General features: G+C 68.4%; 6 protein-coding genes and 1 pseudogene. 3 read left to right on the top strand and 4 right to left on the bottom strand.

The window, feature by feature from the left end; genetic code table 11:
* Positions 1 to 389, top strand: a pseudogene (locus VJS38_RS05755) (RNA methyltransferase); the annotation flags it as partial.
* Positions 390 to 477: 88 nt separating this feature from the next.
* Here the strand turns inward: VJS38_RS05755 and VJS38_RS05750 are convergent.
* The 3 genes from VJS38_RS05750 to VJS38_RS05740 form a co-directional block, all read right to left on the bottom strand.
* Positions 478 to 1,356 carry a hypothetical protein gene (locus VJS38_RS05750; RefSeq protein WP_324087199.1) on the bottom strand — a complete coding sequence of 293 codons (879 nt, stop codon included), beginning with the start codon at positions 1,354 to 1,356 and terminating at the stop codon, positions 478 to 480.
* Positions 1,357 to 1,607: 251 nt separating this feature from the next.
* Positions 1,608 to 2,663, bottom strand: a complete 1,056-nt coding sequence (locus VJS38_RS05745) for a PA0069 family radical SAM protein (protein WP_324087198.1) — start codon at positions 2,661 to 2,663, stop codon at positions 1,608 to 1,610.
* Positions 2,664 to 2,719: 56 nt separating this feature from the next.
* Entirely contained in the window at positions 2,720 to 3,397 is a 678-nt protein-coding gene (locus VJS38_RS05740) for a TetR/AcrR family transcriptional regulator (protein WP_324087197.1), read from the bottom strand.
* A gap of 145 nt (positions 3,398 to 3,542) precedes the next feature.
* Here VJS38_RS05740 and VJS38_RS05735 point away from each other — a divergent pair, with 145 nt between their 5' ends.
* The gene (locus VJS38_RS05735) at positions 3,543 to 4,487 is read left to right on the top strand and encodes an oxygenase MpaB family protein (RefSeq protein ID WP_324087196.1); all 945 of its coding nucleotides are present in this window, start codon (positions 3,543 to 3,545) and stop codon (positions 4,485 to 4,487) included.
* Here the strand turns inward: VJS38_RS05735 and VJS38_RS05730 are convergent.
* Positions 4,393 to 5,232: a methyltransferase gene (locus VJS38_RS05730; protein ID WP_324087195.1), complete on the bottom strand. Its 840-nt coding sequence runs from the start codon at positions 5,230 to 5,232 to the stop codon at positions 4,393 to 4,395. The two genes, VJS38_RS05735 and VJS38_RS05730, sit on opposite strands and share 95 nt — an antisense overlap.
* Positions 5,233 to 5,414: 182 nt before the next feature.
* On the opposite strand from VJS38_RS05730, the gene VJS38_RS05725 reads away from it, so the two are divergent.
* The coding region (locus VJS38_RS05725) for a MucR family transcriptional regulator (RefSeq protein ID WP_324087194.1) at positions 5,415 to 5,869 on the top strand (455 nt) is incomplete at its 3' end.

Here is a 5,869-nt window from a genome sequence, read left to right as displayed (position 1 = left end):
TCCGCCTGGCCGAGATCGCCCCGGTGCACGCCGCCGACTTCGCCGCCGAGGCGGTGCAGGCGCTGACCAGCGCGCTCGCCTCCGCGCCCGGCCTGAAAGGCGTCGCCGCCGAGGCCCGCGACCTCGTCCGCCGGCCGGTGCTCGCCGAGGAGCTGAAGAAGGTCGACGTCGTGGTCTTCGACCCGCCGCGCGCCGGCGCGGCCGAGCAGACCGCCGAGATCGCCCGCTCCAAGGTCTCGCGCGTGGTCGCCGTCTCCTGCAATCCGGCGACCTTCGCCCGCGACGCGCGCCAGCTTGTGGATGCGGGCTTCGCGCTGGAGCGGCTCTTGCCGGTCGACCAGTTCCTCTGGTCGTCGCACATCGAGCTCGTGGCGCAGTTCTCTCGGTAGACGCCGAATGTTCAGTCGCGCTGGCCAACCCGCCGCCGCCTGGCCGCGCCATGCCGGGGGCGGGGGGGCCGAAGCGGCGTGATCCGCCTCAGGCCGACCGCGCCAGGGTCAGCGGCGCGCCGGCGAGCGGCGCGAGCGTGATCGGGGCGAAGCCCGTTTCGATCGACCAATCCATCCGTGCGCCGAGCGCGGCGGCCAGCGTGATCGCATCGGCCGTCCTCCAATCGGGGCGGGCGAGCGCGTCGGCGGTCATCAAGAGCTGAAGCACGGGCCGCGGCGTCGGTCGCCCGCTGTCGGCGCACGGCATGTCGACCATGATCGCCACCTCGATCTCCGGCTCGGGCAGGACGCTGATCAGCTCCGCGCCTGCCCGCAGGGCCAGCGCGCAGAGGCAGGCCAGGTGGATCTGCCGCCGCTCGGCCAAAGTGAAGGGCTCCCGGCGCGCCGTGCGCAGATCGCCCGGCGTGATCCGCTCATAGGGGACGTCGTCCTGCTCGATCGCCTCGACCACGGCGACCAGCCGGTGCTCTTCCGGCGCGGCCAGCCCCAGGCCGTTCATGCTGGCCTTCAGCGCGGAGAGCTTGGTGTTCAGGGTGATCACCTCGCGCGCGGCCACCGCGTCCCCGTCCAGCAGCTTCCGCGCCGTCAGGATCTCGGTGTTGTAGAGGGCGACCCGGGCGCAGGCCTGGTGATAGGCCGTCTCGCCCTCTTGCGTGCGCACCGGCGCCGCCGCCAGCGGGCGCGCGGCGATCGGCCGCCAGTCCACGCGTGCGTACTGGCCGCGGTGGCAAAGGGTGAGCGCCTCGAGCTCGGGCATGGTGATGGCCAGGCCGTCGTTGTGCTCGAGGTGGGCCAGCCGCGCTTGGGGGCGCCGGCGATGGGCCATCAGACGGTCGGTCCGCAAAATGGCGCGCTCGGCCCGGGCGGCCAGGCGCAGGACGGGGAACACCTCGCCGAGGCTTTCCATGATTTCCCTCCCAGGTTGGTGGTTTCAATTGTCACCATGAACTCTTAGCGCGAGCTTAAATGGAAGAACGTCGTTATCAATCCAAGGATGTAGGTTGCGGCGACTACATCCAGCCGGCGGCAACCTGGGGACGAGAAGGGGCGGGACGGCTAGCTTTCGGTTATGTTTGTTCCCATCACCGTTATGTCTTTGGATGGGCGCGCCTTGTCTTGGGTTCTCGACCTGTTCTCGTTCGGGCGGCCAATGAACAATCAGAACAGCAGCAGCTGGGCTGGGTCGCCAGCCGGCTTTGAGAACGCGCACAAATCGAGAGAAGCCAGCTTTCGGTCGAGGCCGTAGCGCCTTCTTGCAAGTTGAAACCGCTGCTTGAGGATTTCCGCGACTGGGCCTTCGCCGGTCATTCGCTTGCCCCAGTCGGATCGATAGGCCATCCCGCCTCTCATCTGCCGGACAATCGACATCACGCGGCGAGCGCGATCGGCGTGGTCGGCCTGGAGCCATTCTTCGAAAATATCCTTGATCTCGAGCGGCAGCCTCAGCGTCACGTACCCCGCCCCGACCGCGCCGGCCGCCGCAGCCTTTTCAAGAACCGCCTCGAGTTCGGCATCGTTCAGACCGGGGATGACCGGGGCGAACATGACGATCGTCGGCACGCCAGCCTCGGCGAGCGCGCGGATGGTCTCGAGTCGGCGCTCCGGCGTGGCGGCTCTCGGCTCCATGCTCCGCGCCAAACGCCGGTCGAGCGTCGTGACCGACACGGCCGCGCGGGCCAGCCGGCGGCCGCCCATGTCAGCGAGGATGTCGAGGTCGCGTTGAATGAGGGCTGACTTCGTGATGATCGAGAACGGATGGTTGAAGCGCTGCAGCGTTTCGAGCACCTCGCGGGTGACCCGCAGCCGCTTCTCGTCCGGCTGATAGGGATCGGTGTCTCCGCCGATGTGAATGACGTCGGGCCTGTAGCTGGGACGCGAGAGCTCGGCCTCCAGCAGGCGTGCGGCTTGCGGCTTGAAGAAAATCTTGGTTTCGAAGTCGAGGCCGGGCGACAGGCCGAGGTAGGCGTGCGCCGGCCTCGCGTAGCAATAGATGCAGCCGTGGCTACATCCGCGATAGGGATTAATGGAGCGGCTGAAGCCTACGTCCGGGCTATTGTTCTTCGCGATGATTGTGCGCGATTTCATCGGCGCAACGATCGTATCGATTTGCTGCGGGCCCTGTTCGTCCAGCCAGCCGTCGTCGAAAGCTTCGCGCGCAAGGCTTTCGAAGCGGCCCGTGCGATTGGATTTGGCGCCTCGGCCGCGGGCAGGCATGACTGCACCATCTGCCGCCGACCAGAACAAAACAAGAACAAATAGAGGGTGGGTGCTTACGGAGTGAGCGAAGCGCTCGCCGCGTGCCGGCGCAATCGCCCGTCCCGCCCCGAGGGCAGCTCGGCGTCTGCGTCCCGCACCTCGTAGCCGCGGATGAAGACCTCGGCGGCGGCCTCGGCCGTCTCGACCAGCTCTGCATCAGACACCGTCATGATCACGCCCTCCAGCAGGCGCTCCGCCGGTCCGGCGTTGCACAGGCCGAAGAAGTGGCCCACAGCGCGCCATGGATCGGCGCGCCGCATGCGTCCCTGATCCATGGCGTCGCGAAACGCGTCCGCCAGCCTGTCCCAACAGCGCTTGGGGCCATTCTCGAAGGCGAGGCGGCCGAGGTTCGACTTGGCGCCCTCCGCCAGGATGATGCGCCGGTAGGCGAGGAACTCCTCCTGGGAGATCAGCCGCAGGTAGGCGACGGCCAGATCGCGCAGCGCCCGCGGAAGATCCCGGCTCGCGCGGAGGTTCTCGAACAGCGGCTCGAAGATGGGCCCGCCGACCTCCAGGATGACGGCGACGAACAGTTCCTCCTTCGAGGAAAAATAGCTGTAGAGGGTCTGCTTGGAGCCGCCGGCCCGGGCCGACACCTCGGCCATGCTCGCCGCGTCATAGCCCCGCTCGAGAAAGACGCTCCTGGCGGCCTCGAGAATTGCACGCCGCTTCTCTTCGGTCCTGAGACGCAACCCATCCTCCCTTTGGGGCTCGGCGGCCCTAATTTTGTAGACCGCACTGTACACTTTTTCCGCGATCTCGTCACCCTGCGCTGTTCGCCGCCTGCCCCGGTGCGCAGCTTCCGGACCGCCCCGTCGCCCGCTATCTTCATTTGGCATGCCGCTGCTCGCACCCCAGCCGCTCGGCCAAGGGCCTATCCGACAGGCGATCGTCCATCAGGTTCGCGCGCTTGTCGGCGGCACGGGCGACGACACCGTGGAGCGCAACCGGCAGGATACCGGCTTCTTCGGCCCGGACAGCGCCTGCTGGAAGGTGCACGGCGACTTCACCAGCATGATGGTCGGCGGGATTGCGGCCTTGCTGATGCAGATGCTGCACCCTGGCGCGCTCGCGGGCGTGTGGGACCATTCCAATTTCCGCTCCGACATGGCCGGCCGGCTCCGGCGCACCGCCCGCTTCATCGCCGGGACGACCTATGGCGATCGGGCCGAGGCCCAGGGCCATATCGACCGCGTCCGCGCCATCCACGCACGGGTGGCCGGTACGCTGCCCGACGGCGCGGCCTATTCCGCCGACGACCCCGATCTGCTGACCTGGGTGCACGCGGCCGAGGTCAGCGCATTCCTGGCCGCCTATCTGCGCTACGTCGATCCAGGGTTCCCCCCCGCCGAGCAGGACCGCTATTTCCGCGAGACCGCCGAGATCGCCCGCAGATTGGGCGCGGTCTGCCCGCCCCAGAGCCGCGCGGAAATGGCGGCCTATTTGCGCGCCGTCCGCCCGAAGCTGCGCTACGACCGTCGCACACGCGAAGTCGCCCGGGCGCTCTTCGCCCAGGCTCCGCCCAATGTCGCCGCGGCGCCGGCGATGGCGCTCGTGTTCGACGCGGCGCGGGACCTGCTGCCCGACTGGGCGGCCAGCCTGCACGGCTTTCACATCTCCGTCCCCCGCCGCGGCGCTGCGCGCCTGGGCGTTCAGGTGCTGGGCCGCACCGTGCGCTGGGCCATCGTCAACAGCGCCGAGACGCGCGCCCGCCGGCGGGCGGAGCAGCTGGCGCTGGAGGCGGCGAACGGCGCAGGTCGAGGGTCGCGATCCGGTAGGTGATGACGCCGCCGAGCTGTTCGAACCGGCGCAGCACGCGGCGGATCTCGGCCGGACCCAGCGCAACGTGGTCCTGCCGCGGGGTCGTCGCGCCGATCGAACGAAGCGACGCCAGGAACTCGCGGCCCGAGGTGAAGGCCTCCGCGTCCTCGTAAACGTCCACCTCGCAGGCGAGCCCGCCGGGCGTCAGCCGGCGCAGCGCATCGGCCCCGGGATAGGTGGGTCCGCCTGGCGAGAGGCCGAGGTCGGCGTGCGCCTGCCGCCATTCGGCGAACGAGCCGGAAGCCAGGGTGGTGATCAGCATGCGTCCGTGCGGCTGCAGGAGACGTGACAGTCCCGCCAGGACGCCCTCGAGATCGGAGAACCACTGCGCGGCGAAGCTCGAACAGATCAGATCGAACGGCCCGGCCTCTGCCAGCGGCCGCGGATCTTCGGCGTCGAGAACGGCGAATTCGAAGCGGGGGTCCTTGGCGAGCGCCGCCTGGGCGCGCCGGACCATTTCCGGCGAGATATCCGTCGCCCACCATCTCGCCCGCGGAAGATGTGGACCGAGCGCCTGGCCCACGAAGCCGGTCCCGCAGCCCACTTCCAGGATCCTGGCGTCCTCAGGCAGGGCGAGGGCGCCGATGCGTTCGGCCAGACGCGCTGCGGCGCGGCGCTGGACCGGGGCGCGGCCGTCATAGTCGAGGGCCGCGGAAAAGGCGTTCCGGATCTGATCCTTGCGCGGATGCCGACGAGCGTGCTGCATCAGGTGCACCAAGGTCATAGCCCGGCCGGCGTCAAGGCGATATGGACAGCCAGTGTCCTGCGTCTCGAGCCTGGAAGGCGCTCGGCGGCTCTAATCCTCTGGCCGGGAGTTGACAAAGCGAGCGTTTTTGTTTGGAGCTGGCCGAGACCTTATGAAGGCTTGGCGCAATAGGAGCGCAGCGCGTGTCAGATCAGATAGAACTTCAAAAGATTGTCGGGCAGGTGGCTGCGGCTTATTTCAACGGCAACCATGTGACGCCATCCGAAATACCCATGGTGATCGCCAATATCACCGCCAGCATCCGCGCTGTTGGCGCCCCTGCGGCCGAAGAAGCTGCCGAAGCGGTCGAAGCGTCCAAGCTGACGCCGGTGCAGATCCGCAAATCCGTGACACACGATGCGATCATCAGTTTCGAAGACAATAGACGTTACAAGATGCTGAGACGCCATCTGGCGTCCCGCGGCATGAGCCCGGACGAGTACCGCCGCAAGTGGGGGTTGCCGAGCGACTATCCGATGGTCGCCCCGGGCTACAGCGAGACCCGTTCCAACCTCGCCAAGGAGCGCGGACTGGGCGGGCGCAAGCCGGTGAGCGCGCCTGCGGCGGTTGCGGCGCCTTCGGAGCCCGCCGCCGAGGC

Origin of the sequence: Phenylobacterium sp., assembly GCF_035276905.1 — a bacterium.
In the GTDB taxonomy this organism is placed as follows: Bacteria; Pseudomonadota; Alphaproteobacteria; order Caulobacterales; family Caulobacteraceae; genus Phenylobacterium.
The sequence above is the reverse complement of the archived record's forward strand: the minus strand, read 5'-3'. Positions and strand labels throughout refer to the sequence as shown.